This is a genomic window from Pantoea dispersa (assembly GCF_014155765.1).
GTDB lineage: Bacteria > Pseudomonadota > Gammaproteobacteria > Enterobacterales > Enterobacteriaceae > Pantoea > Pantoea dispersa.
The window spans coordinates 21,751-48,441 of record NZ_SCKT01000001.1 but is presented as its reverse complement, the minus strand read 5'-3'; the positions used below and the strand labels follow the sequence as shown (position 1 = coordinate 48,441).

The 26,691-nt window shown below is 57.6% G+C and carries 29 protein-coding genes; 10 read left to right on the top strand and 19 right to left on the bottom strand.

The features are described from left to right. Positions 1 to 69: 69 nt before the first annotated feature. Complete coding sequence (locus H7K56_RS00260) at positions 70 to 240, top strand: hypothetical protein (protein WP_058774586.1); 171 nt, start codon at positions 70 to 72, stop codon at positions 238 to 240. Between the two features lie 177 nt (positions 241 to 417). Continuing rightward, complete coding sequence (locus tag H7K56_RS00255) at positions 418 to 978, top strand: diguanylate cyclase (protein ID WP_211368504.1); 561 nt, start codon at positions 418 to 420, stop codon at positions 976 to 978. Between the two features lie 110 nt (positions 979 to 1,088). Here H7K56_RS00255 and H7K56_RS23260 read toward each other — a convergent pair whose 3' ends face one another. The 6 genes from H7K56_RS23260 to copC form a co-directional block, all read right to left on the bottom strand. After that, complete coding sequence (locus tag H7K56_RS23260; RefSeq protein WP_256445323.1) at positions 1,089 to 1,217, bottom strand: hypothetical protein; 129 nt, start codon at positions 1,215 to 1,217, stop codon at positions 1,089 to 1,091. A 256-nt stretch (positions 1,218 to 1,473) separates the two neighbouring features. Continuing rightward, positions 1,474 to 1,623 carry a cold shock small protein YmcF gene (gene ymcF / locus H7K56_RS23255; RefSeq protein WP_230857119.1) on the bottom strand — a complete coding sequence of 50 codons (150 nt, stop codon included), beginning with the start codon at positions 1,621 to 1,623 and terminating at the stop codon, positions 1,474 to 1,476. 20 nt (positions 1,624 to 1,643) lie between these two features. Further along, positions 1,644 to 1,856, bottom strand: a complete 213-nt coding sequence (gene cspE / locus H7K56_RS00250; protein ID WP_021510003.1) for a transcription antiterminator/RNA stability regulator CspE — start codon at positions 1,854 to 1,856, stop codon at positions 1,644 to 1,646. Positions 1,857 to 2,479: 623 nt separating this feature from the next. Further along, the gene (locus H7K56_RS00245; protein ID WP_150360571.1) at positions 2,480 to 2,827 is read right to left on the bottom strand and encodes a YebY family protein; all 348 of its coding nucleotides are present in this window, start codon (positions 2,825 to 2,827) and stop codon (positions 2,480 to 2,482) included. A 28-nt stretch (positions 2,828 to 2,855) separates the two neighbouring features. Next, the gene (gene copD, locus H7K56_RS00240) at positions 2,856 to 3,737 is read right to left on the bottom strand and encodes a copper homeostasis membrane protein CopD (RefSeq protein WP_150360572.1); all 882 of its coding nucleotides are present in this window, start codon (positions 3,735 to 3,737) and stop codon (positions 2,856 to 2,858) included. Next, the gene (gene copC, locus H7K56_RS00235) at positions 3,737 to 4,114 is read right to left on the bottom strand and encodes a copper homeostasis periplasmic binding protein CopC (protein ID WP_150360573.1); all 378 of its coding nucleotides are present in this window, start codon (positions 4,112 to 4,114) and stop codon (positions 3,737 to 3,739) included. Before copC ends, copD begins: the two co-directional genes overlap by 1 nt. A gap of 153 nt (positions 4,115 to 4,267) precedes the next feature. On the opposite strand from copC, the gene H7K56_RS00230 reads away from it, so the two are divergent. Next, positions 4,268 to 4,498 (top strand): DNA polymerase III subunit theta, encoded by a 231-nt coding sequence (locus H7K56_RS00230; protein ID WP_010616356.1) that lies wholly within the window; start codon positions 4,268 to 4,270, stop codon positions 4,496 to 4,498. A 3-nt stretch (positions 4,499 to 4,501) separates the two neighbouring features. Continuing rightward, positions 4,502 to 5,170, top strand: coding sequence for an exodeoxyribonuclease X (gene exoX, locus H7K56_RS00225; RefSeq protein ID WP_150360574.1), 669 nt, complete (start codon positions 4,502 to 4,504; stop codon positions 5,168 to 5,170). On the opposite strand, the gene H7K56_RS00220 is transcribed toward exoX, so the two are convergent. Both H7K56_RS00220 and H7K56_RS00215 read right to left on the bottom strand, forming a co-directional pair. Next, positions 5,164 to 7,227, bottom strand: coding sequence for a prolyl oligopeptidase family serine peptidase (locus tag H7K56_RS00220; RefSeq protein WP_088518142.1), 2,064 nt, complete (start codon positions 7,225 to 7,227; stop codon positions 5,164 to 5,166). The two genes, exoX and H7K56_RS00220, sit on opposite strands and share 7 nt — an antisense overlap. A 119-nt stretch (positions 7,228 to 7,346) precedes the next feature. Then, on the bottom strand, positions 7,347 to 7,988 hold the full coding sequence (locus H7K56_RS00215; RefSeq protein WP_150360575.1) for a tellurite resistance TerB family protein: 642 nt from the start codon (positions 7,986 to 7,988) through the stop codon (positions 7,347 to 7,349). Between the two features lie 161 nt (positions 7,989 to 8,149). Here H7K56_RS00215 and purT point away from each other — a divergent pair, with 161 nt between their 5' ends. After that, a complete protein-coding gene (gene purT / locus H7K56_RS00210; protein ID WP_031280195.1) occupies positions 8,150 to 9,328 on the top strand; it encodes a formate-dependent phosphoribosylglycinamide formyltransferase in 1,179 nt (392 codons plus the stop codon). 85 nt (positions 9,329 to 9,413) lie between these two features. Here purT and H7K56_RS00205 read toward each other — a convergent pair whose 3' ends face one another. Together H7K56_RS00205 and zwf are read right to left on the bottom strand one after the other, a co-directional pair. Next, the gene (locus tag H7K56_RS00205) at positions 9,414 to 10,061 is read right to left on the bottom strand and encodes a bifunctional 4-hydroxy-2-oxoglutarate aldolase/2-dehydro-3-deoxy-phosphogluconate aldolase (protein ID WP_058757515.1); all 648 of its coding nucleotides are present in this window, start codon (positions 10,059 to 10,061) and stop codon (positions 9,414 to 9,416) included. 281 nt (positions 10,062 to 10,342) lie between these two features. Beyond that, positions 10,343 to 11,818, bottom strand: coding sequence for a glucose-6-phosphate dehydrogenase (gene zwf / locus H7K56_RS00200; RefSeq protein WP_021509979.1), 1,476 nt, complete (start codon positions 11,816 to 11,818; stop codon positions 10,343 to 10,345). 373 nt (positions 11,819 to 12,191) lie between these two features. On the opposite strand from zwf, the gene H7K56_RS00195 reads away from it, so the two are divergent. The 3 genes from H7K56_RS00195 to H7K56_RS00185 all read left to right on the top strand — a co-directional run bounded on the left by H7K56_RS00195 (position 12,192) and on the right by H7K56_RS00185 (position 15,939). Continuing rightward, positions 12,192 to 13,061 (top strand): MurR/RpiR family transcriptional regulator, encoded by an 870-nt coding sequence (locus tag H7K56_RS00195; protein ID WP_150360576.1) that lies wholly within the window; start codon positions 12,192 to 12,194, stop codon positions 13,059 to 13,061. 107 nt (positions 13,062 to 13,168) lie between these two features. Then, positions 13,169 to 14,611 (top strand): pyruvate kinase, encoded by a 1,443-nt coding sequence (pyk, locus tag H7K56_RS00190; protein ID WP_021509977.1) that lies wholly within the window; start codon positions 13,169 to 13,171, stop codon positions 14,609 to 14,611. Positions 14,612 to 14,703: 92 nt separating this feature from the next. After that, positions 14,704 to 15,939: an MFS transporter gene (locus H7K56_RS00185; protein WP_132462376.1), complete on the top strand. Its 1,236-nt coding sequence runs from the start codon at positions 14,704 to 14,706 to the stop codon at positions 15,937 to 15,939. A gap of 44 nt (positions 15,940 to 15,983) precedes the next feature. Here H7K56_RS00185 and lpxM read toward each other — a convergent pair whose 3' ends face one another. The 3 genes from lpxM to znuA form a co-directional block, all read right to left on the bottom strand. Then, positions 15,984 to 16,958, bottom strand: a complete 975-nt coding sequence (lpxM, locus tag H7K56_RS00180; RefSeq protein WP_150360577.1) for a lauroyl-Kdo(2)-lipid IV(A) myristoyltransferase — start codon at positions 16,956 to 16,958, stop codon at positions 15,984 to 15,986. A gap of 127 nt (positions 16,959 to 17,085) precedes the next feature. After that, positions 17,086 to 18,414 carry a murein DD-endopeptidase MepM gene (gene mepM, locus H7K56_RS00175; RefSeq protein ID WP_031280193.1) on the bottom strand — a complete coding sequence of 443 codons (1,329 nt, stop codon included), beginning with the start codon at positions 18,412 to 18,414 and terminating at the stop codon, positions 17,086 to 17,088. A 14-nt stretch (positions 18,415 to 18,428) separates the two neighbouring features. Further along, complete coding sequence (gene znuA / locus H7K56_RS00170; RefSeq protein WP_058771223.1) at positions 18,429 to 19,400, bottom strand: zinc ABC transporter substrate-binding protein ZnuA; 972 nt, start codon at positions 19,398 to 19,400, stop codon at positions 18,429 to 18,431. Between the two features lie 77 nt (positions 19,401 to 19,477). Between znuA and znuC the strand changes: the two genes are divergently transcribed. Both znuC and znuB read left to right on the top strand, forming a co-directional pair. Next, on the top strand, positions 19,478 to 20,233 hold the full coding sequence (gene znuC / locus H7K56_RS00165) for a zinc ABC transporter ATP-binding protein ZnuC (RefSeq protein ID WP_058771297.1): 756 nt from the start codon (positions 19,478 to 19,480) through the stop codon (positions 20,231 to 20,233). Then, positions 20,230 to 21,015 (top strand): zinc ABC transporter permease subunit ZnuB, encoded by a 786-nt coding sequence (gene znuB / locus H7K56_RS00160; protein ID WP_021509971.1) that lies wholly within the window; start codon positions 20,230 to 20,232, stop codon positions 21,013 to 21,015. Before znuC ends, znuB begins: the two co-directional genes overlap by 4 nt. A gap of 6 nt (positions 21,016 to 21,021) precedes the next feature. Here the strand turns inward: znuB and ruvB are convergent, their stop codons facing one another. The 6 genes from ruvB to aspS all read right to left on the bottom strand — a co-directional run bounded on the left by ruvB (position 21,022) and on the right by aspS (position 26,566). Beyond that, positions 21,022 to 22,026 (bottom strand): Holliday junction branch migration DNA helicase RuvB, encoded by a 1,005-nt coding sequence (gene ruvB, locus H7K56_RS00155; protein WP_021509970.1) that lies wholly within the window; start codon positions 22,024 to 22,026, stop codon positions 21,022 to 21,024. 8 nt (positions 22,027 to 22,034) lie between these two features. Beyond that, positions 22,035 to 22,649: a Holliday junction branch migration protein RuvA gene (ruvA, locus tag H7K56_RS00150; RefSeq protein WP_021509969.1), complete on the bottom strand. Its 615-nt coding sequence runs from the start codon at positions 22,647 to 22,649 to the stop codon at positions 22,035 to 22,037. 154 nt (positions 22,650 to 22,803) lie between these two features. Beyond that, positions 22,804 to 23,331: a crossover junction endodeoxyribonuclease RuvC gene (ruvC, locus tag H7K56_RS00145; RefSeq protein WP_021509968.1), complete on the bottom strand. Its 528-nt coding sequence runs from the start codon at positions 23,329 to 23,331 to the stop codon at positions 22,804 to 22,806. A 37-nt stretch (positions 23,332 to 23,368) separates the two neighbouring features. Continuing rightward, positions 23,369 to 24,112 (bottom strand): YebC/PmpR family DNA-binding transcriptional regulator, encoded by a 744-nt coding sequence (locus tag H7K56_RS00140; protein WP_021509967.1) that lies wholly within the window; start codon positions 24,110 to 24,112, stop codon positions 23,369 to 23,371. A gap of 241 nt (positions 24,113 to 24,353) precedes the next feature. Further along, positions 24,354 to 24,785: a dihydroneopterin triphosphate diphosphatase gene (nudB, locus tag H7K56_RS00135; protein WP_104093219.1), complete on the bottom strand. Its 432-nt coding sequence runs from the start codon at positions 24,783 to 24,785 to the stop codon at positions 24,354 to 24,356. Next, complete coding sequence (aspS, locus tag H7K56_RS00130; RefSeq protein ID WP_150360578.1) at positions 24,785 to 26,566, bottom strand: aspartate--tRNA ligase; 1,782 nt, start codon at positions 26,564 to 26,566, stop codon at positions 24,785 to 24,787. Before aspS ends, nudB begins: the two co-directional genes overlap by 1 nt. Positions 26,567 to 26,691: the final 125 nt, after the last annotated feature.

The window sequence follows — 26,691 nt, the reverse complement described above, 5'->3', positions numbered from 1 at the left end:
TGCATTATTGTCCGGTCCGCCGTCGCGTGTGCGGCGGACGTTATCTTTCCCTTCGCAGGAAATCATCGCATGAAGAGCCTGTTTGCCAGTCTGTTAATCCTCTCCACCCTGACCGCGCTGGCTGGCTGTCAGCAACCTGAACGGCCAATAGGCCCGGACGGACGCCCTAATGTCCCTGCAGAACAACCGGTGCCCGGCGGTCCAATGAGTAAGGGGCCGGTAGGTCAGCCGCAGGCCTGACTGTTAGCGGCATCAGCACTTATCACGCCCTGCCCTGAAAATTTATCGTCCTTATTGCCGCCTGGTTTTATTCCCGGCGGCATTTTTACGTCTGGCTTAATTAAAGTTCACCGCCATTATCCTGATTAATTTTTCATAGCTATGCTTGGTTATTACGCTGAAATAAAGGATATGCTGATGCACAGTCTTGATCCACAAATGTTGCTGTTACTCTATTTTGTCTTACCGGTTTGGCTTATTGCTGGCTTTGCCGACTGGCTTTGCCATCGCGCAACCGAAATAGAGCACACCTCCGGCGTTAAAGAGACATGGATACATATTTTAATGTTTCTGGAGATGGGCACTCCGCTGCTGCTGGCATTATTTCTTGAGGTCAATGCGCTGATTATTGCGCTAATGATCGTGCTGTTTTTTTGTCATGAAGCCACTGCGTTATGGGACGTCAGCTTCGCGGTGAAAAGCAGAAAAGTGACGCCGGTCGAACAACACATCCACAGTTTTCTCGAAATGGTGCCGCTGATGGCGCTGCTACTGGTGATCTCCCGTCACTGGCCGCAATTTCTCGCGCTGTTTGGGGCCGGCAATGAAACGCCCCGGTTTACTCTTACGCTGCGTGCCGATCCGCTACCGCAGGGTTATATTATTGGCGTACTGTGCGCAATCGTGGTGTTTGAACTGCTACCTTATCTGGAAGAATATCTGCGTACCCGGCGCGCGAAGAAAAACGCCTCAACGTGAACAGCATAAACCACCGCGCTGAATGGAAATGTGGATGATTGGGGAAGCTATTGATTCCACCACAGCCAATACCCACATGATAAAAAAACCTCCCGCGGGAGGTTTATCGATTAGATCGGTTTTTGCCCATCGTCTTCAGGCAATCCGGTGTCGGTATCATCATCGTCATCAAGCGGCTCTTCGCCGGGTACCTGCGCATCGTCAGGCAGCGGAGTGACATCATCGGGTCGTTCTGACATAAGCACCTCCATACCCCACATTGGGTAATAACTATTTTAGTTGCGTTATCCTTCAGCCCGGCGGGTTTATCACGCATCTGTGAATTAAGCGTAAGAAGTAAATTAGTTATGGGTTAACGCTTTGCTTATCGCCTGCCCTCGGCTAACGCGATAAACAAAAAAGGCCACCCGAAGGCGACCAATAATAGGGTACTCGCTGCGTTAGTCATCAGGTGTGGTTATTAATTTATTTCGCCACATGAATAACACAACTGAATTAATTCGCTTCTTTCATCACATACAACGACGAGGCGATGGCAATCATAATCGACTTACAAAAAATACATTTTGCGCCGAGTGGATTTTGCCTGTTCCTGTCAAAAATGGACTGGCGATATTGAGAGCCCTGACATTGTGGGCATCTCATAGCATTAATTACTGTAATAATCAGAGACCTGTAACGTTAACAGCTGACGGACCTTTAGGGCCGTTTTCCACAGAGAATTCAACTTTCTGACCGTCATCGAGTGAACGGAAGTCAGTTCCCTGAATGGCAGAGAAATGGACGAAAACGTCTTTGCTGCCGTCTTCCGGAGAAATGAAGCCGAAACCTTTCTCAGCGTTGAACCATTTTACTGTACCGAGCATTTTATTTGACATGTTTATACCTTGATAATGAGCCATATGGCATTAGAGGCTGAACCGCAGCGACACATCAGAACCTGAGATAAAACTCAAAGAGAAAGGCACAGGAAAGGCACTAACACAGATGAGAGATACAAAACGAACTAACTATGGGACTGTCTGCTTATCAGACCGGAGACGCATTAACGCACGTCTGGCGGGTAAACACAAGGGGTAATAAAATTTAATGGTCAATTAAAGGCGTAACGAAACGGTCAACGCTCCGCGTTTAAAGTTTTAAGTGGATAGAATCAGTCACTATTTTAATCTCTGAAAGCCTTAGGCATTTAAAATAATTATTTTGCTGCGGCCACGACTGCCATTTTGCCAGGTAAAGAATAAGCCGAAAAAGAGACAAAAAAAGACCCAATACGATTCCTGTATCGGGTCCAGGGAAATGGCTCGTTGAGAGCCGTGCGCTAAAAGTTGGCATTTTTGCAGGCGAGGACGCCTTGCCTTTTAAAGGTAGACCAGCATCGGTGATTTTCCAGCCAGCGGGCTTCGCCGCCGGCAAAAGCTGCCAACTCTGTGATCGGGCTGGCACTAACGGCTGGCAGGCGCAGCGGCAAAAATGTGCGCTACGCCTGATAATGCACGAATTATTTACCGCACAACTGCTGCGCGCGATCGACGATCGGCTGCAGGCTCATCTTTTGTCCGGGATGCGCTTTATCGGCGGCAAGGATGGTATCGATGGACTGCAATGTGCCCTGCCCGGCATTGCCGCGCGCCAGCGCTTTATCATTAAGCGGATACTGCAGCAGTGTGCTGGGGTTGATGGCAAACAGCGCGCCATCTTTCTCGCAGGTCAGCATCACCTCTTCACGGGTGAACGGCCATTTATCTTTACCCATTTCAAAACGGCTGACGGTGATAATCTGCCCGGCGAAAGCCTGGCTGCACAACGCCATCATTAACCCAGCTGGAATCAGTTTCTTCAGCAAAATCTCGACCTCATCTCATCTTTTAACAGGTTCAGGCCGGCGACAGCGTGGCAAACACGCTCACCAGCCCGATAACAATCAACGCCAGCAGCAGCTCGAGCTGCGTCAGGCGGATAAAAAGTTTCGGTGCCCGGCTGGCGGCCAGGCGAAAACGCGGCACCAGCAGATAGCGATTAAGCAGCGCAATCAGCACCATCAGTGCCACCAGCAACGCTTTGCTCACCAGCAGCTCGCTCCACAGCGTGACGGCCCAGTTGAGCGGCGTACCGGCAATCAGCAGGCTGTTGACCGTGCCGGTAACAATCGCCAGCGCCACGGCCAGATGACCATAGCGTGAAAAGCGCATCATGCTGCGAATGGCATCGGTGCGCCAGGCAATGTTACGCGCCTCGCGCATTAATAGCAGTAGCGGCAGCAGACCACCGGCCCAGAAGGCGGCCGCGATCAGGTGCAGCGCATGATTCCCCTGCTGCAGCAGTCCCGGCATGCCGTCGCGCATCGCCGCATGGCCGACACCCGCCAGCGCCACCAGCTGCAACAGCGCAGTCGTCAGTAACGCCTGCTGGCGCAGATTACCTCGCAGGCGCAGCGCCAGCGTGCTGAGCAGGGCAAACAGGATAACCCAGCGCCACACCGCGCCGAAGCGCGTGCCCAGCACCGCCAGCCAGACGTCGATGCTGGCGATACTGCGCCAGTCGCCGCTCATCAGCCCGGTCTGCGTTGCCAGCATCAACAGCGCACTGAGTAAACTCAGCACGGCGCTGTATCCCATCAGCCGCCGCCAGCGCTGTGTCAGCACCGGTCGGTAGCGCGCCGGCGCCAGCAACGCGGTATAAAATGCACTGCCGGTCAGCAGAAACAGCGCCAGAAAATGCAGCGCCCGCAGGCCGATCCAGAACGCGCTAAGACTCATTACTTCACGCTGAAGCTGTAGCTACCTTTGGTTTTGTGGCCGTCCACTGACAGCACGTGCCAGTTGACCTGATACTGGCCCGACGCCAGCGGCTGGGCGATCGGCACAATCAGCTGATCGTGCTGCTGCGGATTCAGCTGGGCTTTCTCCAGCGCCACCGGCTGCTGCTGCGCGTTGGTCATTTCCACGCCGCTGAATGCCGGTTCAATATCTTCGGTAAATGTCAGGGTGAGTTGCTGCGGCGCGTGCTCCACCACGGCGTTATCCGCCGGCACCGGGGCTTTCAGGTGGGCATGTGCCAGAGCCAGCTGGCTGAAGCCCAGCGTCGCGCCCGCCAGCAGTAGCGCGATAACGCGCCTGGATGCAGTTTTCATCATCACGTCTTCCCTTTTAACTGCGGCACTGCGCCGCAAATGTGGCAGCAGGATACGCCGCTGCTTTTAGGCTGTCGAGACTTGCGGTGCGATCCAATTCCCTTGATCCAGCAGGGCGAAACCATTATTTTTGCCCCTGTTTATCAGGAGAAAAGCATGAGCCAAAACCTTGCCCTGCTGTCGCAGGAAGAGAAAGACAAAGTAAACGTCGATCTCGCCGCCGCTGGCGTGGCGTTTAAAGAGCGCTACAACATGCCGGTGATCGCCGAGATGGTTGAGCGCGAGCAGCCGGAAGCGCTGCGCGACTGGTTCCGTCAGCGCCTGATGGCCTATCGCCAGGCATCGCTCAGTCTCTCCCGCCTACCCTACGAACCTAAGCAGAAATAATTTATGTTACGCGTAATCGATACGGAAACCTGTGGCCTGCAGGGCGGCGTGGTGGAAGTGGCGTCGGTGGATGTCATTGACGGCCAGATCGTCAATCCGATGAGCGATCTGATCTGCCCGGATCGGCCCATCAGTCGTCAGGCGATGGCGGTGCACCGCATCACTGAAGCCATGGTGGTGGGCAAACCGACCATCGAAGAGGCGATTGGCCGCTATCACGGTAGCCCGCACTATGTGGCGCATAACGCCAGCTTTGACCGGCGCATGCTGCCGACGATGCCGGGCGAATGGATCTGCACCATGACGCTGGCGCGCCAGCTGTGGCCGGGCATTAAATACGGTAATCAGGCGCTGCGCCACAGCCTCAAACTCGAGGTGTCGCCGCCGGATGATCTGCACGCACACCGCGCGCTCTACGATTGCTACGTCACCGCCGCGCTGCTGATCCGCATTATCGAAACCTCCGGCTGGAGCGCCAGCGAGATGGTGAGTCGCTGCCAGCCGGCACCGGTCAGCGACGAGGTGTTCCCGTTTGGTAAGTATCGTGGTCAGAGCATCGGCAGCATCGCGCGTAAAGATCCGGGCTATCTGCGCTGGGTACTGGAAAACGTACGTGATTTGCGCGCGCCGCTGCGGCAGACGCTGCGCAAATACGTTAAGGACACTCAGTAATCGCTGCGTGGCGGCAGCGTGCCCTGCGCCAGGGCGATCAGGAAAGTGAACTCCTGCGCCACGCCTTCATAGGATTTATAACGTCCTGACTTGCCGCCGTGGCCGGAATCCATATCGGTGCAGAGTAACAGCAGCGCATCGTTGGTGCGCAGCTCACGCAGCTTTGCCACCCACTTCGCCGGCTCCCAGTACTGTACCTGCGAATCGTGCAGCCCGGTGGTTACAAGCAGGTGCGGATACGCCTGCGCCGTCACGTTGTCATAAGGGCTGTACTGGCGGATGTAGCGATAGAATTCCGCCTGCTCCGGATTGCCCCACTCATCATATTCACCGGTGGTCAGCGGAATCGACGGATCGAGCATGGTCGTGACCACATCGACAAACGGCACCTGAGCGATCACGCCGTGAAACAGCTGCGGCGCCATATTCAGCACGCCGCCCATCAGCAAGCCACCGGCACTGCCGCCCATGGCATACAGCTGCTGCGGGTTACCGTAACCTTTCGCCACCAGCGCTTCGGTAACATCAATGAAATCGGTGAAGCTATTCATTTTATGTTGCAGCCGGCCATCGTCATACCACTGCTGGCCCAGCTCGCCGCCGCCGCGCACGTGGATAATCGCGTAGATGAAACCGCGCTCCAGCAAACTGATGCGGCTGGTGCCAAAACTTGCCTCCATGCTGCTGCCATACGCGCCGTAGCCGTACGCCAGCAGCGGATTGGCGCCGCGCTGAAAGTGTTTACGGTGATAAACCAGTGAGACCGGCACTTCCGTGCCGTCGCGCACCGTGATCCACAGGTGTTCACTTTTGTAGTCGGCAGAGTCAAAGCCCGGCACCGGGGTTTGCTTGAGGATGCGCCGCTCGCCGGTCTCCATGTTCAGTTCGAACAGCGTGGTCGGCGTCGTCATCGACGAGTAGCCGTAGCGCAGCGTGTCACTTTCCGGCGTGGGGTTGTAGGCCAGCCAGGTGACATAGGCCGGATCGTCAAAGGCAATGCCGTAACTTTCACCGCTGGCCCAGTTAATCTGTCGCAGCGTGTTAACCCCGCGCTGACGCTCTTCTACCACCAGCCAGTTACGAAACAGCTGGAAATCTTCCATCACCACGTGGTCGCGCGGCGGAATCAGGGTTTGCCAGCGATCTTCAGCCAGCCAGGCGCTGCGGTACAGGCCGAAATTTTTGCCGTCGCGGTTGGAGCGAATGAAGAACTGGTGATCATAGTGATCGATGCTGTATTCATGATCGCGCCGCCGCGGACAAAACACCTGCGGCTGTGCGTCCGGATATTCCGCGTCAATCAGCAGAATTTCACTGGTGGTAGTGCTGAACAGCGCGATCAGGATGAAGTGTTCCGAGGTGGTTTTATGCACGCTGAGGTGGAAAGACTCATCCTGCTCTTCATACACCAGCTGATCTTCCGACTGCGGATGCCCCAGTTCGTGACGCCACACCTGATAAGCCAGCAGCGTTTTCGGATGCTTGCGTACGTAGTAGAGGGTGCGTGAGTCGTTGGCCCACGCCACGCTGGAGGACGCGTCGCGCAGCACCTCCGGATACCAGCTGCCGCTGTTGAGGTTACGAAAGCGGATGCCGTACTGGCGGCGCGACAAAAAATCTTCCGCCAGCGCCATCACCTGGTTATCCGGGCTGATATCCAGCGTGCCCATGGTGTAAAAATCACTGTGTGCGGCGCGCTGGTTGCCATCTAACAGCAGCTGCCACGGCTGGTCGGCGGGCGCATCCACCGGCTGGCGGAAATAGGCTGCGTACTCATTGCCGGCTTCGTAACGGCTTTGATAGCGATAGCCGCGTTTAACGTACGGTACCGAATGGTCCTGCGCCGGCAGCCGATCGATGATCTCTTTCAATACCCGATCCTGCAACGCATCCTGAGAAGCCATCATCGCTTTACCGTAGCGGTTTTCCGCCTCCAGATAAGCCAGTACCTCGGGGTTTTGCCGGTCATCATCACGCAGCCAGAAATAGTTATCGGTACGCGTTTCGCCGTGTAACGTCATGTGGTGGGGGATTTTTTTCGCTTGCGGCTGATTCATTACAGAGTTTCTCCCTGAAAGACGACATCCTGCAAGCGTGGCACTTCTGGCAGAGGAAGCCAAGCCGGAAACGCACGCGAAGTGTAACCGGAGGCCGCCGCAACCGCCTCCGGCGTGACTCAGGCCGCTTTTTCCGCCGCGATGTCGCGCTGAATACCGTCGCGCACGTCCTGCGGAATTTTTAGCGCATCGCCGAGCGCAGAGAGGTAACTGCGTTCCATGAAATGATCGACATCGATCGCCGCACAGCTAAGGAAATAGAGTTCCAGCGCTTCCTCTTCATTTTTCACGTCGGCGGCCAGCCACTGCGGATCGAGCGGACGGTTCATTGCCTGCTGAATCAGCGCTTCCGCCTGCGCCCCGTAACCGGCCTGATGGATATTCTGCCCGATGGCCGTGCGCTCGCGATCGTCAATGTGCCCGTCGCTTTTCGCAGCAAACACCAGCGCGGTGACCAGTCGCTCCGCGCGCTGGTCGAGCGGCGTCTGCAGCTGGCCAAACGCAGGCTCATCCTGATGGGTTTCACGCACGCGCTGCTTGTATTTATTCCACAGCACCGCGCCTGCCGCCGCCCCGCCGCCGACCAGCAGCGCGGTGCCGCCGTATTTGGTTAACAGCTTGCGTGACGATTTGCTGGCAACCAGTAAACCCGCCAGGCCACCCAGCGCGCCGGGTGCCAGCATATCGCTCAGGCCGCCTGATTTGCCGTCACCGCCCTTCTTTGCCAGAACCGATTGAATTTGCTGCAGCCAGTTACTCATCGTTTAACTCCTGTTTAAGTTTCCGCTCACTATGCTGCCGCACGCTGTGTCAGTTAACGTCAGAGCCGGCAAAGTATGGCAAAGCCGGACGTGCGCAATGCGTGAGTACGCAAACGTTTTCGTTTATACTGCGCGCGCATTTTGACTGCTAAGGTGAAATTATGACGACTCTCGGAACCGCGCTGCGTCCTGCCGCAACGCGTGTCATGCTGTTAGGTTCAGGTGAATTGGGCAAAGAGGTGGCGCTGGAGTGTCAGCGTCTCGGGGTGGAAGTGATCGCCGTCGATCGCTATGCCGATGCCCCGGCGATGCACGTTGCGCATCGCAGCCACGTCATTAACATGCTGGACGGTGACGCACTGGCGGCGCTGATTGCGCAGGAGCAGCCCCACTTTGTGGTGCCGGAAATCGAAGCCATCGCCACCGAAAAACTGCTGGAGCTGGAAGCACAGGGGCAAAAAGTGGTGCCGACGGCCCGTGCTGCACGTCTGACCATGAACCGTGAAGGCATTCGCCGTCTGGCGGCCGAAGAGCTGGCGTTACCAACCTCAACCTATCAGTTTGCGGATAGCAAAGCGCGTTTCGTCGCGGCCGCGCACGAGATCGGTTTTCCCTGCATCGTGAAACCGGTAATGAGCTCCTCCGGTAAAGGCCAGAGCTTCATTCGCGAAGCCAGCCAGCTGGATCACGCCTGGGATTATGCGCAGCAAGGCGGACGCGCGGGCGCGGGCCGGGTGATTGTCGAGGGCGTCGTGAAGTTCGATTTTGAAATCACCCTGCTGACCATCAGCGCGGTGGACGGCATCCACTTCTGCGCGCCAATTGGCCATCGTCAGGAAGACGGTGATTATCGTGAATCCTGGCAGCCACAGCAGATGAGCGAACTGGCCCTGCAGCGCGCGCAGGACATCGCCGCTAACGTGGTGAAAGCGCTTGGAGGTTACGGCCTGTTTGGCGTGGAGCTGTTTGTGTGCGGCGACGAGGTGGTGTTCAGCGAAGTCTCTCCGCGTCCGCACGATACCGGTATGGTGACACTGATTTCGCAGGATCTCTCTGAGTTCGCGCTGCACGTGCGCGCCTTCCTCGGCCTGCCGATTGGCGGCATTCGCCAGTATGGACCGGCTGCTTCGGCGGTGATCCTGCCACAGCTCGATAGCCACAACGTGCAGTTTGTGAATGTGGAAGCCGCACTCGGCGCCGGTTTGCAGCTGCGCCTGTTTGGTAAGCCGGAAATTGCGGGGCAGCGCCGTCTGGGTGTCGCGCTGGCGACCGGTGACAGCACCGATGATGCCGTGGCCCGCGCCATTGCCAGCGCCGCAGCCGTGCAGGTTCAGGGCTGATTGCCCGGGTGGTGACGCATCGCCATCACCACCCGCAAAAATTGACCGCTGCCGCGTAGCAGTTGCGCGGCAGCGCTATTCGCGATCAGCGGGGTGAAGCCGCACCTGCCACAGCCTCACGCGCCAGCTGCGTAATGCGATCCCAGTCGCCGCTCTCCAGCGCATCGTTTGGCACCAGCCACGAACCGCCAATACACAGCACGCTTTTCAGCGCCAGATAGTCACGATAGTTGGCCGGGGAAATACCGCCGGTCGGGCAAAAACGCACCTGCGGGAATGGACCACCAATCGCCGCCAGCGCTTTGACGCCACCGTTAGCCTCTGCCGGGAAGAACTTGAACTCGCGCAAACCATAATCCATGCCGACCATCAGTTCTGACACGGTGCTGATGCCTGGAATCAGCGGCACCGGGCCTTCCACCGCCGCCTTGAGCAGCGGTTCGGTGAGCCCCGGGCTAATGACAAACTGCGCGCCGGCGTCGGTCACTTCTTTCAGCTGCTGGGTATTGATCACCGTGCCGGCACCCACAATCGCTTCCGGAACTTCTTTGATCATTGCCCGCAGCGCATCCATTGCTACCGGCGTGCGCAGCGTCACTTCCAGCACGCGTACGCCACCTGCGACCAGCGCTTTGGCCATCGGCACCGCATGTTCCAGCTTGTTGACGACAATCACCGGCACAACCGGGCCGGTAGTCAGAATCTGTTCCGCACTCGTTTTCCAGTTCTTCATTACGTTTCCTCAGGAGAGACAGCCCGACGCGCGGTCCGGCTGTCAGAAAGAGAGCCCTACCATACAAGATCGGCCGGACGGACGTCTATTGGATATCATCAATTTTTGAAACCGCGGTTCATTTTCGAATGATTGCCTGGTGCGCATCATTCCGCATCCGTCTGCAGAGTCGCCATTCATGGCGACCATGGGTAAATCCTTCGCTGGCTAAAAACAAAACGCCCCTGGCGAACAGCGCAGGGGCGTTATCATGAACCTCTCAGTCAGCGATGCAGGAGCGGTTATTCAAACTCGTTCCACGAACGGCCGTCGCGGGTGATCATCGCTACCGACGCCACCGGGCCCCAGGTGCCGGCCTGATACGGTTTGGAGGCGTCGCCATCCGCATTCCACGCTTCAATAATCGAATCGACATAAGTCCACGCCGCTTCGACCTCATCGCGGCGCACAAACAGTGCCTGAATGCCGCGCATGGTTTCCAGCAGCAGACGCTCGTAAGCATCCGCCAGATGCGACTGATTGAAGGTTTCGGAGTAGCTCAGATCCAGCTTGGTGGTCTGCAGCTTGTGCTTGTGATCGAGACCCGGCACCTTGTTGAGGATCTCAATATCCACGCCTTCGTCCGGCTGCAGACGAATCGTCAGCTTGTTCTGCGGCAGCTCGGCGTAAGAGTCCTTAAACAGGTTCATCTCCGGATTTTTGAAGTACACCACCACTTCTGAGCACTTGGTCGGCAGACGCTTACCGGTGCGCAGGTAGAAAGGCACGCCCGCCCAGCGCCAGTTATCGATATCCACGCGGATGGCAACGAAGGTTTCGGTGCTGCTCTGCTTGTTAGCCCCCTCTTCTTCCAGGTAGCCCGGCACTTTTTTGCCCTGCACAAAACCGGCAGTGTACTGACCGCGTACGGTTTTCTCGCGCACGTTGGTCTGGTCGATGCGGCGCAGCGAGCGCAGCACTTTCACCTTCTCATCACGAATCGCGTCAGCGCTGAGATCGGACGGCGGCGACATGGCGATCATGGTCAGGATCTGCAGCAGGTGGTTCTGGATCATGTCACGCATCTGGCCGGCTTTGTCGAAGTAACCCCAGCGGCCTTCGATACCCACCTCTTCCGCCACGGTGATCTGCACGTGGTCGATGGTGCGGTTGTCCCAGTTATTGACGAAAATCGAGTTGGCAAAACGCAGCGCCAGCAGGTTGAGCACCGTCTCTTTACCGAGATAATGGTCGATACGGAACACCTGGCTTTCATCGAAGAATTTACCGACGCTGTCGTTAATCTCCTGCGAGGTCTCCAGTGAGGTGCCAAGCGGCTTCTCCATTACCACGCGCGCCGGTTTGGCGTTGAGTTTAGCGGCGCCCAGGCCTTCACAGATGGCGCCAAAGGTGCTCGGCGGCATGGCAAAGTAGTTGATGGTGACGCGGTTTTTCTGATCCAGCATCTTGCCCAGTTTCGAGAAGTGCGAGGTGTCGTTAACGTCGAGGTTGCAGAAGTCGAGACGGCCGCTGAGTTTGTCCCACAGCGCTTCGTCAATCTTCTCCTTCATGAAGGTTTCCAGCGCTTCACGCACCACTTTGGTGTAGGCCTCTTTGTCCCACTCCGCGCGACCCACGCCAATAATGCGCGTGGTATCGTGAATCTGACCGGCTTTCTCCAGCTGATACAGTGAAGGCAACAGTTTCCGGCGTGCAAGATCGCCTTTGGCACCGAAAATCACCAGATCGCATGCCTGGGCTGTTTGTGTTACCGCCATTTTCCTCTCCTCGTTGCAGGATATACCCGGCCTGAGCGTCCTCATCCTGCCGGGTCCTTATTGTAATTTTCTTACAGCACAATGTACTTTTTTCACCGCGCCAGGACAACCCGGCTGCGGTCGGTTACAGGTGATAATCCTGCACCGCCGGGGCGCATTTAACGTGTTGCGAAGTGCGCTAACGCGCCTTTTTCTGTTTCGATGTTTGTCGGGCGAAAACCCGGCAGCGATCAAAGTATGACAAAAAAAGCGCGGTTACATTTGTCCGCCGCTGCGTACGTCAAGCTATTACACGGTATATTCCGCATAATTGGCAGCGATTTCACGCACGGGTGAACGCAAAAAAGTGATTGATGGTCATCGGGTTAACAACATGCTGGATCAAATACAGGCGCAGCTGGCCGCGCTGAGCAAATCAGAACGCAAAGTGGCAGAACAGATTCTGGCCGCGCCGCAGCAGGCGATGCACTCGAGCATTGCCACGCTGGCACAGGCGGCCCAGGTCAGCGAACCGACGGTGAACCGCTTCTGTCACCGCATGGGCACGCGCGGCTTTCCCGATTTCAAGCTGCAGCTGGCACAGAGTCTGGCCAAAGGACCGAGCTGGGTCAGTCTCGATGTCGAAGAAAATGACAGCGTAGAACGCTACAGCCACAAGATTTTTGATTCCGCGCTGGCGGGACTCAGCCGCGTGCGTCAGCAACTGGATATGCAGGTGGTGGCTCAGGCGGTGCAGGCATTGTCACAGGCGCATAAAGTGGCCTTCTTTGGTCTTGGCGCCTCGGCGGTAGTGGCGCATGATGCCACCAATAAATTTCTGCGTTTTAATCTGCCGGTCATCTGGTCCGAGGATATTGTGATCCAGCGCATGAGTTGCATAAATAGTGGACCAAATGACGTGTTTGTTCTGATATCGCATACTGGCCGCACCAAAAATATGATAGAACTGGCTCGCCTGGCGCGTGTAAACGCTTCCACCGTGCTGGCTATCACCTCGCCTGGATCGCCGCTGGCTGAGGAAGCCACGCTGGCGCTGACGCTGGATGTACCGGAAGATACCGACATCTATCTGCCGATGGTTTCCCGCCTGGCGCAGCTCACCGTGGTTGACGTGCTGGCAACCGGTTTTACCCTGGAGCGCGGTACGGCTTTCCGTGAGAATCTGAAGCGGGTAAAAGAGGCGCTGAAAGCGTCGCGCCTCGAAAAGCCGGCACCCGAATCACGTGCACAGCAAAATAATTAACATCACATTCACAATGTGAGTCGAATCACAGCCCCTCGATCATATAGAATGAGTGACCATTGCGTGTCACTTGTGATCGACACGATACTTTGTCAACGGAGTCCTTCATGTCCAGACGTCTCAGAAGAACCAAGATCGTTACAACCCTCGGCCCCGCCACCGATCGCGACAACAACCTCGAAAAAATCATCGCGGCGGGCGCTAACGTTGTGCGACTCAATTTCTCCCACGGCACCCCGGAAGATCATCAACTGCGCGCCGATAAAGTGCGGCAGATTGCGGCCAAACTCGGTCGCCACGTCGCCATTCTTGGCGATCTTCAAGGCCCTAAAATTCGCGTATCAACCTTTAAAGAAGGCAAAGTTTTCCTCAATGTCGGTGACCGCTTTCTGCTGGATGCCAACCTGAGCAAAGGCGAAGGCGACAAAGAGAAAGTCGGTATCGACTATAAAGGCCTGCCGGAAGATGTGGTGCCGGGCGATATCCTGCTGCTGGACGACGGTCGTGTGCAGCTGAAGGTGCTGGAAGTTCAGGGGGTGAAAGTTTTCACCGAAGTGACCGTCGGTGGTCCGCTCTCCAACAATAAAGGCATCAACAAGCTCGGCGGCGGCCTGTCGGCTGAAGCGCTGACCGAAAAAGATAAGCTGGATATCATTACCGCGGCGAAAATTGGCGTCGACTATCTGGCGGTCTCGTTCCCGCGTAACGGCGAAGACATGAACTACGCACGCCGTCTGGCACGCGATGCCGGCTGCGACGCCAAACTGGTGGCGAAAGTGGAGCGCGCTGAAGCGGTGGCAACGCAGGAAGCGATGGACGACATCATCCTCGCCTCCGACGTGGTGATGGTGGCCCGTGGCGATCTCGGCGTGGAAATTGGCGATCCGGAGTTGGTGGGCATTCAGAAAGCATTAATTCGTCGTGCGCGTCAGCTGAACCGCACCATCATTACTGCTACCCAGATGATGGAGTCGATGATCACCAATCCGATGCCGACCCGCGCGGAAGTGATGGATGTGGCAAACGCCGTGCTGGACGGCACCGATGCGGTGATGCTGTCGGCGGAAACGGCGGCCGGTCAGTATCCGGCGGAAACCGTGTCAGCGATGGCGAAGGTGTGTCTCGGCGCGGAAAAAATTCCAAGCGTGAACGTATCCAAACACCGCCTGGACGTGCAGTTCGATAACATCGAAGAAGCGATTGCCATGTCGGCGATGTACGCCGCTAACCATTTGCAGGGCGTGTCGGCCATCATTACCATGACCGAATCTGGCCGTACCGCACTGATGACATCGCGCATCACTTCCGGTCTGCCGATCTTCGCAATGTCACGTCATGAACGTACCCTGAACCTGACCGCGCTGTACCGTGGCGTGACGCCGGTGTTCTTTGACAGCAACAACGATGGTGTCGCTGCCGCGCACGATGCGGTCAATCTGCTGCGCGACAAAGGGTTCCTCGTCTCCGGCGACCTGGTGATTGTCACCCAGGGCGACGTGATGGCGACCACCGGCACCACCAACACCAGCCGTGTCCTGCGCGTAGACTGAGTTTTACGCACCTCCTGACAGCGGCTGTAACAACATGGACAAACGCGACTGCCTGGCAGTCGCGTTTTATTTTTCACTGACAAGGAGGCCAGATGGCCCGCTATCAACCCATCAGTCAACTCACCGGACGCGTGCTGCTGTTTCCGCTCGCGCTGGTGCTGTTTGAGTTCGCGACTTACATCGCCCATGACATGATTCAGCCCGGCATGCTGCTGGTCACCGCCGAGTTTAACGTCGGCCCGGAATGGGTATCCACCTCACTCACTGCCTATCTGATGGGCGGCGTGGTGCTGCAGTGGCTGCTCGGTCCGCTATCGGATAAATATGGCCGGCGTCCGGTGTTGCTATTCGGCATTCTGTTCTTTGCCGCCGCCTGTGTTCTCACCACCTGGGTGAGCAACATCGAGCAGTTCGTTACGCTGCGCTTTATCCAGGGCATCAGCCTGTGCTTCATTGGCGCAGTAAGCTATGCCGCAGTGCAGGAGGCGTTTGACGAGGCGTTAGCTGTGCGCATGATGGCGCTGATGGCTAACGTGGCGCTGCTGGCACCGCTGGCGGGTCCGCTGGCCGGTGCCGCCTGGCTCACTGTGGGCGAATGGCGCAGCATGTTCTGGCTGTTTGCGGTTTGCAGCCTGCTGGCGTTTGTGGTGCTGTGGCGCATCATGCCGGAAACGGCCGGCGATCGCAGCCACTCCATTGCGTTACCGAACCTGGCGCGCGGATACGGACGGCTGGCGCGCGATAAGCAGGTGATGTACGGCTCCTTCGCTATCGGCCTGGTGTTCATCCCGATTCTTACCTGGGTGGCGCTGTCGCCGGTGATTCTGATGCATGAAGAGGGCTTATCCCGCCTGCAGTATGCATTGCTGCAATTACCGGTGTTTCTGGCGATGATCGCCGGTAACCTGACGCTGGGCAAACTGGCGGGACGCGTGGCCATCGAGCAACCGGTAAAATTTGCCGCCTGGCCGATTCTGCTCGGCCTGAGCATCGCGCTGGTGGCGAACCTGCTCAACAGCCACAGTTACCTGCTGCTCACCGCCGGCCTTAGCCTGTATGCGTTTGGTGCCGGGATGGTCAACGCCGGGCTGTACCGGCTGACGCTCTATTCCAGCAGCGAAGGTAAAGGCAGCATCGCCGCCATGCTGGGGATGATCAGCATTCTGACGCTGGCGGCGGGCATTGAAGTGGCGAAAAGCGGTTATTTCAGCGGCGGTACGCCGTGGTTCAGCGCGATCAACTTCGTCGCCGGCGTGTTGTGGTTTGGCCTGGTGACGCTGTTCCTGCGCGAGCGCAAGCGGCGCAGTTGCCTGACAAGCGTCGAATGAGTGATGACGAACCGTGCCGGGCGGCACGGTTCAGCACGCGTTAGCTATTTACGCGGGTACAAATCCTTACGCGCGTAAGGCTCAATATCCCCTTCTTTACGCGTCTTCAGCAGTTTGAGAATCCATGTGTACTGCTCCGGATGCGGGCGCACGAAGATTTCCACCTCTTCGTTCATGCGCCGCGCCAGCGTGGTGTCATCGGCATCCAGCAAATCGTCCATCGGCGGGCGCACATAAATCTCCAGCTTGTGCGTCGCGCTGTTATACACCGGGAACAGCGGCACTACGCGCGCACGGCACACTTTCATCAGACGGCCGACTGCCGGCAACGTCGCTTTATAGGTAGCAAAGAAATCGACAAACTCGCTGTGCTCAGCACCGTGGTCCTGGTCCGGCAGATAGTAGCCGTAATAGCCCTGACGCACCGAGGCGATAAACGGTTTAATGCCGTCGTTGCGCGCGTGCATGCGGCCACCAAAACGGCGACGCACGGTGTTCCAGATATAATCCATCAGCGGATCGCTTTGATTGTGGAACATCGCCGCCATCATCTGACCTTCCGAGGCCAGCAGCATCGCCGGAATATCCACGCCCCAGCCGTGCGGCACGAGGAAAATCACGTTCTCATGATTCTCCTGCAGCGCCGTGATGATCTCCCGGCCGTGCCACTCAACGCGCTGGCGCACGCGTTCAGGATTACGCATCCCCAGCTCGGCCATCATTACCATCGCCTGCGGCGCGGTGGCAAACATACGATCAGCAATCTCTTCGCGCTGCGCTTCGCTGAGCTCCGGCAGGCAATAGTAGAGATTGATCAGCGCACGGCGGCGCGCACTTTTCGCCAGCTTGCCGGCAAACTTACCCAGCCCGCCCAGCACCGGATCGCGCACCTTTGCCGGCAGCATCGCCATACCGGCCAGCGCACCAATCGCCAGCCAGCTGCCCCAGTATTTCGGCTTTAAGAAAGAACGTTGAAAAAGGGGAATAAATTCACTGTTATTTTTTTTTCGGGTTTCCATGCACTCGCCTCTGACAATGACGGCTCAATAATAGTGACGGCAGGTAATTTTGCAATCTTCACAGGCCAGATAGCAAAAAACCGACGAAGAATCCGTCGGTTTTTGCGCGTTTGCCCGGAAATTAACGTTATTTCAGCGTCAGCTGTGGCAGATAACTCTTCACCTGCGCCAGATAGGTGCTGCGATCTTTACCAGTCAGCCCTTCCATGCGCGGCAGCTTCGCCGTCAGCGGGTTGACCGCCTGGTTGTTGATCCACACTTCATAATGCAGATGCGGTCCGGTGGAGCGACCGGTGTTACCGGAAAGCGCGATGCGATCGCCGCGTTTCACTTTCTGTCCCGGTTTCACCAGCGCTTTGCTCAGATGCATGTAGCGGGTCATGTACTGGCGACCGTGACGGATCGCGACGTAGTTACCGGCGGCTCCGCCGTTTTTCGCGATCACCACTTCGCCATCGCCGACGGCCAGTACAGGCGTACCAATCGGCAGCGCAAAATCGACGCCTTTGTGCGGCGCGATGCGCCCGGTTACCGGATTGAGACGGCGCGGATTGAAGTTTGACGAGACGCGGTACTGTTTCACCGTCGGGAAGCGCATGAAGCCACGCGCAAGACCGGAGCCGTTGCGGTCGTAGAACTTGCCGTCTTCCGCGCGGAACGCGTAGTAATCTTTACCGCCGGTGCGCAGCCGCACGCCGAGCAGCTGGCTCTGCGCACTTTTACCGTCCAGCATCTCGCGCGACATCAGTACGCTAAAGTCATCGCCGGCGCGCAGTTTGCGGAAATCCATCTGCCACTGCATGGCTTTAATCACGCTGCTGGTTTCGGCGCTGGTCAGGCCGGCGCGCTGGGCGCTGGCGGCGAAACTGCCGCGCACTTCGCCTTTCAGAACGCTGTTCTGCCATTCACCCTTCTGCATCTCCTGCTGCATCTTAAAGCTGCCGTTCGGCTGACGCGCATAGGTGCGGGTTTCACGCCGATCGATCTCCCAGGTGAAATCCTGCAGCGCGCCATCGGCATCCAGCGTCCAGCTCAGCTGCTGCCCCACGCGCAGATTACGCAAACTCTTGTCGCTGCTGACCAGCGCGTTGATGTCACCGAGATCGATACCGTACTGATTAAGCGCGCTGCTCAGCGTATCGCCTGAGGAAACGGTGTAATCATGCTGATCGGGATTGACCGGCACGTCTTTATCGATGTCATCCGACGGGATCTCGTCTTCCGGTTCCGCCGTGGTTTGATCGATCGGTTCACTGGCTTCCGGCAGCAGCGTGCGCAGTTCGTTTTTGTCCAGCGTGATGTCTTTCACGATGGGCGCAACATCGCGGGGATGATAGACGTAAGGCCGCCAGACAGCGACGGCCAGTGTAACAACGGTGAGTGACCCCAGCATAACGCGGTGGGGGCGCGGCAAATTATTAAATGCGAGGGCGACAGAGCGGGCTATCTGCTGCACTTTTACCTATTCCTCTATGCTCCATTCAGGCAGCTCGCATACTGGCTTGACAGCTGTGAGAGGAATTTCACGTAGCTGTCTTTGGTTAAGCTGATTCCCATGCCTAACGGGTCGAGGGTGCCTTTACGCACGCTGGTTCCGCGAGACACGGCATCGATGACCGCCGGCCTGAATTGTGGTTCAGCAAAAACGCAGACTGCTTTCTGCTCAACCAACTGTGTTCGTATTTGATGTAAACGCTGGGCGCCCGGCTGGATCTCAGGATTGACGGTAAAATGACCTAATGGTGATAAACCGTAATGTTTCTCAAAGTAGCTGTAAGCGTCGTGAAAAACGAAATAACCCTTGTTCCGTACCGGCGCGAGTTGTGCGCCAATCCGTTTGTCTGTGTCCGCCAATTGTGCCTCAAACTGCTGCAGGTTGGCGTCAAGTTTGGCTTTGCTTTGCGGCATAAGTTCCAATAATTTTCCGTGGATTGCAACAGCAGATTGTTTCGCAATCTCCGGCGACATCCACAGGTGCATATTAAACTCGCCGTGGTGATGATGAGTATGAGACGGGTCCTGGTTCTCAGAATTGTCTGAGTCATGGTCGTGATCGTGACCGTGCTCATGTTCGTCCTCATCTTCACCACCGCTAATCAATAGCGGTTTTACGCCAGGCAAGGCGGCAATTTCGAGGTTCTTACTGGCCGGTAACTCCCCGGCGGACTTCGTCAGAAAGGCTTCCATCTCCGGACCGGTCCATACTACTAAGTCAGCGTTTTTAATACGTTTTACATCGGATGGCCGTAAGGCATAATCGTGCTCTGAGGCACCGTCCGGCAGCAATACTTCAACCGGCGTAATGCCATCGGCAATGGCGGCTGCGATAAATCCGAGAGGCTTGATTGAAGCCACCACCGCAGACTGCGCGGAAAACGTGGTGGCGAGGCCGATCGCCGCCGCAGAAAGGGTAAAAGCCAGGCGCTTTTTATTGTGTAACATAATGCGTCATTCCATCGTGACCAGGTGATGGAATGTGATATTATAACATTCGAAATTCAATGCAACCCGTAAATATCATGTCGTCACTTGTTACACTCGAAAACATTTCGGTGAAGTTTGGCCAGCGTGCGGTGCTGGCAGGCATCAGCCTGGCGCTGCAGCCGGGCAAAATTCTCACCCTGCTGGGTCCCAACGGAGCCGGCAAGTCCACGCTGGTGCGCACGGTACTCGGCCTGCTCGCGCCAGACAGCGGCAGCGTCCGCCGCGCGCCGGGGCTGCGTATTGGCTATGTACCGCAAAAGCTGCACATCGATCCGACGCTGCCGATCAGCGTTGAGCGCTTTATGCGTCTGACGCGCGGCAGTCGCCGTGACGATATTCTGCCGGCGCTGAAGCGGGTGCAGGCCGGCCATCTGCTGCAGTCACCGCTGCAAAAACTGTCTGGCGGCGAAACGCAGCGCGTGCTGCTGGCGCGCGCCCTGCTCAACCAGCCGCAGCTGCTGGTACTGGACGAACCGACGCAGGGCGTGGATGTTAACGGCCAGGTGGCGCTCTACGACTTGATCGATCAACTGCGACGCGAGCTCAACTGCGGCGTGCTGATGGTCTCGCACGACCTGCATCTGGTGATGGCAAAGACCGACGAAGTGCTGTGCCTCAACCATCACATCTGCTGTTCCGGCACGCCGGAAGCCGTCTCGCAGCACCCGGAATTCATCGCCATGTTTGGCCCGCGCGGCGCACAGCAGTTGGCGATTTACCGTCATCACCATAATCACCGTCACGATTTACAGGGACGCATTGTTCTGCGCAAAGGAAACGGCCCGTCATGATTGAACTGTTATTACCCGGCTGGCTGGGCGGCGTATTGCTGGCCCTGGCGGCCGGTCCGCTCGGCTCTTTTGTCGTCTGGCGCCGCATGTCCTATTTCGGCGATACCCTCGCCCACGCCTCTCTGCTTGGCGTGGCGTTTGGTCTGCTGCTGAATGTGAACCCCTATTATGCGGTGATTCTGGTCACTGTCTGTCTGGCGCTCGGGCTGGTGTGGCTGGAGCGACGCCCGCATCTGGCGATCGACACGCTGTTAGGGATTATGGCGCACAGCGCGCTGTCGCTGGGTCTGGTGGTGGTCAGTTTGATGCAGGGCGTGCGCGTTGATTTGATGGCCTATCTGTTTGGCGATTTGCTGGCGATCACCCCGGATGATTTGTCGCTGATGGCGGGCGGCGTGGCAATCGTGCTGGTGGTGATGGCGTGGCAATGGCGTTCGCTACTGTCGATGACCATCAGTCCGGAGCTGGCGCAGGTGGACGGCGTAAACATTCAGCGTACCCGCCTGATGCTGATGCTGGTAACCGCGCTGACCATTGGTGTGGCGATGAAATTTGTTGGCGCGCTGATCATTACTTCACTGCTGATCATCCCGGCCGCCACGGCGCGACGCTTCTCGCGTTCGCCAGAACAGATGGCCGGCTTTGCGGTGCTCATCGGCATCATTGCCGTCACCGGTGGCCTGACCTTTTCTGCCAGCTACGACACTCCGGCCGGTCCGTCGGTGGTGCTGTGTGCTGCGGTACTGTTCATTATCAGCATGGCAAAAAAACCGGCGGCGTGACGCCGGTTACTCTTCGCGGCTGATGCCGAAATGCTTATAGGCGTGCTGCGTGGCCATCCGGCCGCGCGGCGTGCGCTGAATAAAGCCCTGCTGGATCAGGAAGGGTTCGATAACGTCCTCGATGGTTTCACGCTCCTCACCAATCGCCGCCGCCAGATTATCCAGCCCCACCGGACCGCCCATGAACTTGTCGATGATCGCCAGCAGCAGCTTGCGGTCCATATAGTCGAAGCCCTGATTGTCCACATTGAGCATATCCAGCGCGCTGGCGGCCACTTCGCCACTCATGTTGCCGCTGGCGCGCACTTCGGCGAAGTCACGTACACGGCGCAGCAGGCGGTTGGCGATACGCGGTGTGCCGCGCGCGCGACGCGCCACTTCCAGCGCGCCCTCTTCGCTCAGCGTCAGCCCCAGGCAGGCGGCGCTGCGTCCGACGATGTGCTGCAGATCCGGCACATTGTAGAACTCCAGGCGCTGCACAATCCCAAAGCGATCGCGCAGTGGTGAGGTGAGCGAGCCTGCGCGGGTGGTGGCACCAATCAGGGTAAACGGCGGCAAATCCAGTTTGATCGAGCGCGCTGCGGGTCCGTCGCCGATCATGATATCCAGCTGATAATCTTCCATCGCCGGATACAGCACCTCTTCCACTACCGGCGACAGGCGATGAATTTCATCGATAAACAAGACGTCGTGCGGTTCAAGGTTGGTGAGCATCGCCGCCAGGTCACCGGCCTTTTCCAGCACCGGACCGGACGTGGTGCGCAGATTGACGCCCATCTCATTAGCTACGATGTTGGCCAGCGTGGTTTTACCCAGCCCGGGCGGACCAAAGATCAGCAGGTGGTCCAGCGCATCGCCGCGCAGTTTGGCGGCCTGGATGAAAATCTCCATCTGCTCGCGCACCTGCGGCTGCCCGACATATTCCGTCAGCAGTTTGGGGCGAATAGCGCGGTCGAGGCTCTCTTCCTCAGTGAAAGAACTGCCCGAGACCAGGCGGTCGGCTTCAATCATGCATTACCTCAAATAGCAGCGCGCAGGGCTTCGCGAATCAGGGTTTCACAATCCGCATCTGGTTTGCCAACCTTGCTGACCATACGGCTGGCTTCCTGCGGTTTATAACCCAGCGCTACCAGCGCCGCAACTGCTTCAGCCTCGGCGTCGTTGTTATCCTGCTGTGCCGACGGCGTGGTCAGGGTAAACGCCGAGTCGCCGCCAAACAGGTCGCCGTGCATGCCTTTGAAGCGATCTTTCATCTCAACCACCAGACGCTCAGCGGTTTTCTTGCCCACGCCCGGCAGCTTCACCAGCGAGGCGATCTCTTCGCGCTCCACCGCCGTGACAAACTGCTGCGCTGACATGCCGGAAAGAATCGCCAGCGCCAGTTTGGGCCCGACGCCGTTGACTTTGATCAGCTCACGGAACAGCGCCCGCTCCTGCTTACTGTTAAACCCGAACAGCAGCTGCGCATCTTCCCGCACCACAAACTGGGTGAAGATAATTGCTTCCTGGTTGATGTCCGGCAGCTCGTAAAAGCAGGTCATTGGCAGGTGCACTTCGTAACCCACACCGTGCGCCTCAATCAGCACCAGCGGCGGCTGTTTTTCCAGAATAATGCCTCGTAAACGACCAATCACCTGAGCAATTCCTTAGTGTATGTGTAAGCGTCTGAATCATCGGCCTCCTGCCACACCGCGCTCAACCGCGCGCCTGCTGGAGGTAAAATGTCGGCTATGTATATCATAAAAAAGGCTGGATGCATATCCAGCCTATTGAATGGCCACGCTTTTGCTAACCGGATCGCAAACGTCCGCGCGTCAGCACCAGTTTGCTGTCGCTCATGCGCGCCGCATTCTGGCTGACGTGGCAATGGGTGATGGCGATGGCCAGCGCATCGGCGGCATCCGCCTGCGGATTGGCCGGCAGTTTGAGCAGCGTGCGCACCATGTGCTGCACCTGGCTTTTTTCCGCGCTGCCGATGCCGGTTACCGTCTGCTTCACCTGACGGGCCGCATACTCAAACACCGGCAGATCAAGGTTGACTGCTGCGACAATTGCCGCGCCACGCGCCTGCCCCAGCTTGAGCGCCGAATCCGCGTTCTTCGCCATAAACACCTGCTCAATGGCGAAGTAATCCGGCGCGAACTGGGTGATGATTTCGCTGACGCCAGCGTAAATCAGTTTGAGGCGGGAAGGCAGATCGGTGACGTTAGTGCGGATACAGCCGCTGCCCAGATAGCTGAGCTGGCGGCCGGTCTGGCGGATGACACCGTAGCCGGTGACGCGCGAGCCGGGGTCAATCCCGAGTATTATCGCCATAGCGCGTCTCCGTATTGCAGGGATTTGCGTAACGCCATTACAGCGTTTCCGCTACCTCATCAGAAATTTCACCGTTATGGTAAACTTCCTGCACATCATCACAATCTTCCAGCATGTCGATCAGACGCAGCAGTTTAGGTGCCGTCTCGGCATCCAGTTCCGCTTTGGTTGATGGAATCATCGACACTTCAGCACTGTCGGCTTTCAGACCGGTGGCTTCCAGTGCATCGCGCACGCTGCCCAGCTCTTCCCACGCGGTGAAGACGTCAATCGCGCCATCATCATAGCTCACGACGTCTTCTGCACCGGCTTCCAGCGCCGCTTCCATCACGGCATCTTCGTCCTGGCCTGGTGCGAAGGAGATCACGCCTTTCTTGCTGAACAGGTAAGAGACCGAACCGTCGGTGCCGAGGTTACCGCCGGTTTTGCTGAAGGCGTGACGCACTTCGCCCACGGTACGGTTACGGTTATCACTCAAACACTCCACCATGACCGCAGAGCCGCCCGGACCGTAACCTTCATAGATGATGGTTTCCATGTTGCTGTCATCTTCACCGCCGACGCCGCGCGCGATAGCACGGTTCATGGTGTCACGCGTCATGTTGTTGGACAGTGCTTTGTCCATCGCTGCGCGCAAACGCGGGTTGGAGCCGGCATCGCCACCACCCAGCTTGGCCGCTGTCACCAGCTCGCGAATGATTTTGGTGAAGATTTTACCGCGCTTGGCGTCCTGAGCCGCTTTGCGGTGCTTCGTATTCGCCCATTTACTATGTCCAGCCATCTTACATATTCTCCGATCTTTAACAGGGTGCAGGCTATCTTGCTGGCAATCTTGTTCCCCGGCAGTGCGCGCAATCCTCACGTACTCATGTACGCTCCGGTTGCTGTGCGCTGGCGGTGAACAACCTTGCTGCGCCGATGACGCCTGACTGTTCTATTTTAGCGGTGCAAATCTTTCGACTTACACCGTATGTCTGTAATTTAACGATAAAACCACCGGAAAAACGCGCGGTGGCGGGCATTCAGATAAATTCGTCGATTGCCTGACGATTACTCCACGAGCGGGTTAGTGCGGCGGCGGCGGCCGGTGTCAGCCACTGTGCGGCGAGGTGCTCGCTCAGCACTGGCTGGCGTTCGGCGGGCAGCGCCAGCCGGAACCAGTGTTCCCGGTTATGCGTGATGCCCGGCGCATAACGATGGCGATAGTGCGGAAAGATCTCAAACTCAATCTGTTTGTGGCAATCTTCCAGCACCAGCCCCTCTGCGGCGATATCAATCGCCAGCTCTTCAGCCACTTCGCGCTGCGCCGTTTGCACCGGCGTTTCGCCCGGCTCCAGGCTGCCGGTAACCGACTGCCAGAAGCTGGGGTCATCGCGCCGCTGTAGCATTAACACCCGGCCGGTATCTTGCGCAAAAATCACCACCAGCACCGATACCGGGTGTTTATAGCCCATTATTTCGTCTCTGGAGTGACTTTCTTCGGCGCGATCTGGATACCGAGGTCAGCCAGCGCCGCCGGGTTGGCTTCGCTTGGCGCTTCAGTCATCAGACAGGCCGCCGCGGTGGTTTTCGGGAACGCAATCACATCGCGGATATTGTCGGTGCCGGTCAGCAGCATGGTCAGACGGTCAAGACCGAATGCCAGACCTGCGTGCGGCGGGGTACCGAACTTCAGCGCATCCAGCAGGAAGCCAAACTTCTCACGCTGCTCTTCTTCGCTGATGCCCAGAATGCTAAACACCGTCTGCTGCATATTGCCGCTGTGGATACGCACCGAACCGCCGCCCACTTCATAACCGTTGATCACCATATCGTAGGCGTTAGCCACCGCCTGCGTCGGATCGGCCGCCAGCTGTTCCGCCGTCAGCGCTTTTGGCGAGGTGAACGGATGGTGCATCGCCGCCAGGCCGCCCTCGTCGTCCTCTTCGAACATCGGGAAGTCGACCACCCACAGCGGGGCCCAGGCTTTATCATTGGTGATTTGCAGATCACGGCCCACTTTCAGGCGCAGTGCACCCAGCGCATCCGCCACCACTTTGGCACGGTCGGCGCCGAAGAAGATCAGGTCGCCGTCCTGCGCGTCGGTACGCTGCAGAATAGCTTCAACGATCTCCGGCGTCAGGAATTTGGCCACCGGGCTCTGCACGCCGTCGAAACCGCTGGCGCGCGCATTGATCTTCATCCACGCCAGACCTTTGGCACCGTAAATGCCGACAAAGCTGCCGTATTCGTCGATTTGCTTACGCGTCAGCGCGGCACCGCCCGGCACGCGCAGCGCCGCGACGCGACCTTTCGGGTCGTTTGCCGGGCCGGCGAACACCTGGAATTCGACGTTTTTCAGCAGGTCAGCAACGTCCACCAGCTCCATCGGGTTACGCAGGTCTGGCTTATCGGAACCATAGCGGTTCATCGCTTCGGCGAAGGTCATTTGCGGGAAGTCACCGAGGTCGACGCCTTTGATGTCCAGCCACAGTTCACGGATCATCTGCTCCATCACGCTGCGCACCTGCTCGGCGCTCATGAACGAGGTTTCCACGTCGATCTGGGTGAACTCCGGCTGACGGTCTGCGCGCAGGTCTTCGTCACGGAAGCATTTGACGATCTGATAGTAGCGGTCAAAACCAGACATCATCAGCAGCTGTTTAAACAGCTGCGGTGACTGCGGCAGCGCGTAGAATTTACCTTTGTGCACCCGGCTCGGCACCAGGTAGTCACGCGCGCCTTCCGGCGTGGCTTTGGTCAGCATCGGGGTTTCGATGTCGAGGAAGCCTTCACCGTCCATAAAGCGGCGCACGAAGCTGGTAATTCTGGCACGGGTTTTCAGACGCTGCGCCATTTCCGGACGACGCAGGTCGAGGTAGCGATAGGTCAGACGCGCTTCTTCGCTGTTGGTCTGGTTAGAATCCAGCGGCAGCGGTTCTGCGCGGTTGATGATGTTCAGCTCATGGGCGAACACTTCGATATCACCGGTTGCCATGTCGCTGTTGCGGTTTTTCTCTTCACGCGCACGCACAGTACCGGTGATCTGGATACAGAATTCATTACGCAGTTCAGACGCCAGCTGGAAAGCCTGCTGATGATCGGCATCGAAAAACACCTGCGCGATGCCTTCGCGGTCACGCATGTCGATAAAAATCAGGCTGCCGAGATCGCGACGGCGATTGACCCAGCCGCAGAGAGTAACTTGCTGACCCACATGAGACAGATTGAGCTGTCCGCAATATTCTGTACGCATAACGTATCCTTTTAACTTCGCCGCTGCTGCCAGACAGCATCAGGCCGCGTAACCTTCTGAGATGCTGCCGCAAAAAAGGCGGCTATTATAATGGAAAATGGCAGGCAGGATAAGCAGATCCCGCG